Source organism: uncultured Vibrio sp., from assembly GCF_947488985.1.
Taxonomy (GTDB): Bacteria; Pseudomonadota; Gammaproteobacteria; order Enterobacterales; family Vibrionaceae; genus Vibrio.
On the sequence record NZ_CANLBV010000183.1, the window covers coordinates 1 to 2,505 of the forward strand.

General features: G+C 40.2%; 2 protein-coding genes and 2 pseudogenes. 2 read left to right on the forward strand and 2 right to left on the reverse strand.

Going from position 1 to position 2,505, the window contains the following annotated elements:
* Positions 1 to 43: 43 nt before the first annotated feature.
* Positions 44 to 718, reverse strand: coding sequence for a hypothetical protein (locus Q1A70_RS19485; protein ID WP_299695595.1), 675 nt, complete (start codon positions 716 to 718; stop codon positions 44 to 46).
* A gap of 222 nt (positions 719 to 940) precedes the next feature.
* On the opposite strand from Q1A70_RS19485, the gene Q1A70_RS19490 reads away from it, so the two are divergent.
* On the forward strand, positions 941 to 1,852 hold the full coding sequence (locus tag Q1A70_RS19490; RefSeq protein WP_299695597.1) for a LysR family transcriptional regulator: 912 nt from the start codon (positions 941 to 943) through the stop codon (positions 1,850 to 1,852).
* Positions 1,853 to 1,887: 35 nt separating this feature from the next.
* Here Q1A70_RS19490 and Q1A70_RS19495 read toward each other — a convergent pair.
* Positions 1,888 to 2,040, reverse strand: a pseudogene (locus Q1A70_RS19495) (IS630 family transposase); the annotation flags it as partial.
* A 275-nt stretch (positions 2,041 to 2,315) separates the two neighbouring features.
* On the opposite strand from Q1A70_RS19495, the pseudogene Q1A70_RS19500 reads away from it, so the two are divergent.
* Positions 2,316 to 2,505, forward strand: a pseudogene (locus Q1A70_RS19500) (IS1-like element transposase); the annotation flags it as partial.

A 2,505-nucleotide genomic window follows, 5' to 3' on the forward strand; every position in this document is an offset into this window, starting at 1 on the left:
TACGAGACAAGGTTCACTCATTACCGCCCATGCTGGGTAAATTTTAACAGTGACAACTATCCTGCCAGAGGGGGGTATTCTCAATACGGAATTCTCCCCAATGAGTTTTTGCAGTGTTCATTGGTGTACCAATGCGTAAAGAGGTTTTTAGAGTGCTGGTTTCGATATCACCGTCAGTATAGGTATATTCAGGGTGTACCATTACGTAGGTGCCATCGCTACCCGTCTTAAGTGTAAAGTACCCCGCTGCCATTCCACCCACGGTTGCGTTGTCACTCACACCGAATTGACGCGTCATTGCATCACTGTATTCTCCGCCTAAAACACCACCCCTTAGATACATAGAAAACTGTTCGACGGGTGTGATCGCTACAACAGCACCCAGCGCAGCAGTAGTCATTGAAGCGTTATCGATAAGGTCGAGAGATGCTGCAACTTTTGGTACTGTAGGGTCATCGAAGTTGAATACATGGAAGTATTGAGCACGAGCATTTGAGTACTTTCCTTCTACAGCCACCATGCCTTGTTGAGTGTCGTTAACGGGAAATGCATACGTTAGATATCCTTTTACATCGCCGTTATTGGTTGCGCCGACAGTGAAAGAGGTCGACGCTCTTACAATATCTGAAGGGTCGTGGTCTTCTTCAGCCATCACTAGAGTGCTAGAAAGAGTGAGTGCAGCAAGAGCCGTTAGTGCAAACTTTTCATTCAGTTTCATTTTAGTTTCCTAAGTAATTAATCAGTTAACGTGATAATGATACAAAGAATTACCCTGATCCCTAACTAACGTTTGTAGGATGAAACTGGACAAACAAAATCTCGTATATAATATTGGGAAACGAATAAACGAAACTCAATGTGCTGTTATAAATTTTCTTGATTGCAAAACAATTGCTTAATGCAGGTTTGCCAGCGTAATAGAAAAATGGATGGAGATAAGATGAACTTTAGCCTTGAGCAGCTGGCAACTTTTGTTGCTGTATACGAACAAAAATCTTTAAGTAAAGCCGCAGTCAAACTGAATAAACATCGCAGTACGATCGGTCAGGTCGTGACTAATCTAGAAGATACTTTGCAGGTGACTTTGTTTGTTAAATTTGGCCGTTCGGTGGAGCCAACAGAAGAAGCTACATCGTTGTATCGATATGCAAAGCAAGCAGTAGAGCAATTAAAAACATTTGATAAGTTAGCGATGAATCTCGCTTCTGGTGATTTAGAATCAATTAACATCGGGTATTGTAGCTTCGTCCCACAAATTGGAATTGCTGATATTAGAATGCAGTTAGCCAAAGACTTTCCGAACCTCAGGGTTAATTTATTTGTCTGCGGGAAAGATAAAATCAAGCAAGGAATTGAATCGAATAATTTACATTTTGGGATAGTGAACGTTTATGACAGTACAGCGATTAATAGCTTTCACTCAACATATTTAGAAACACTATCTCTGATACCATTTGGGGCAAGAAACAGTAAGCTTTCACGCACCCCTCCAGAGGAGATGCTTGTTGAGCTAAAAAGCACGAAACAATTAGTATTGCAATCTTTGATTGAAGAGGGGATGTCGGATCAAGTCATACTTTCACCAAACTATGAAGCAATAGACCAACTTTCTGTCGTAATTCGACTGGTTGAGCTTGGTCACGGTTGGGCTTTACTTCCTAGATCAGTTATAAAATCAGAATACGTTAACCAAAATTTAATTCAGTTAGAAGTTAGTGAGTGGAAAAAAAGTTTAGAGGTCCCAATCTCACTTTTGAGTCCATATTCAATCAAATTGGAAAAAATCAGAGAATCGATTCTCAGTGCATTACAAGAATATATCGACTACGTGCTAGAGGAGCTAAATAGTTGAACGTATATGTATCGTTTCAATTGAACTATACCTGTTCAACTTGGAAATACAGGTTTCAAAACTTGAAAATTACCCGTAATTCTGGATACGAGTGAGCCTGCAACTTCTGGTAGCGTTACATCGAAAAAGTCTTTGATGGCTGAAGTAAATTCAGGCTTGGAGGAGAAGTAAATATTATTCCTCACATGTATTAGTTCCGATTAGATCTGACACTTCAATTTGAAAAGAAGAGAGTTACCCACTTTGATTAAAGGTGCTGAATCCGTAATCAAAAACAATAAGAGGTAACTCTCATACTGTAAGCGCGTCATAAACCCCACATTCTAATCGTCAAGCACGGATATTAAGATCAAGTCTCTAACCAAGAGGAGATTTTGAAATGGCAAAGCGACGCTCTAACCAGGGGTCATGACTCCAATCTGTAGTTTCTGTGTTAGAATCTAAGCTTTAGGGGAGATCAACCATGGCAACTATTCAGGTTAATTGTCTCTTTTGCAGTCAGAGCAATGCCGTTCGAAAGCATGGTGTTAAAGATAAAATCCTTGGTATGGCAATGAATAGCTCTGGCGTAAGAGGTACTGCCCGTGTGTTGAAAGTTGCTTACAACACCGTTTTACGCACTTTAAAAAACTCTCACCTAGGCAAGTAACGAC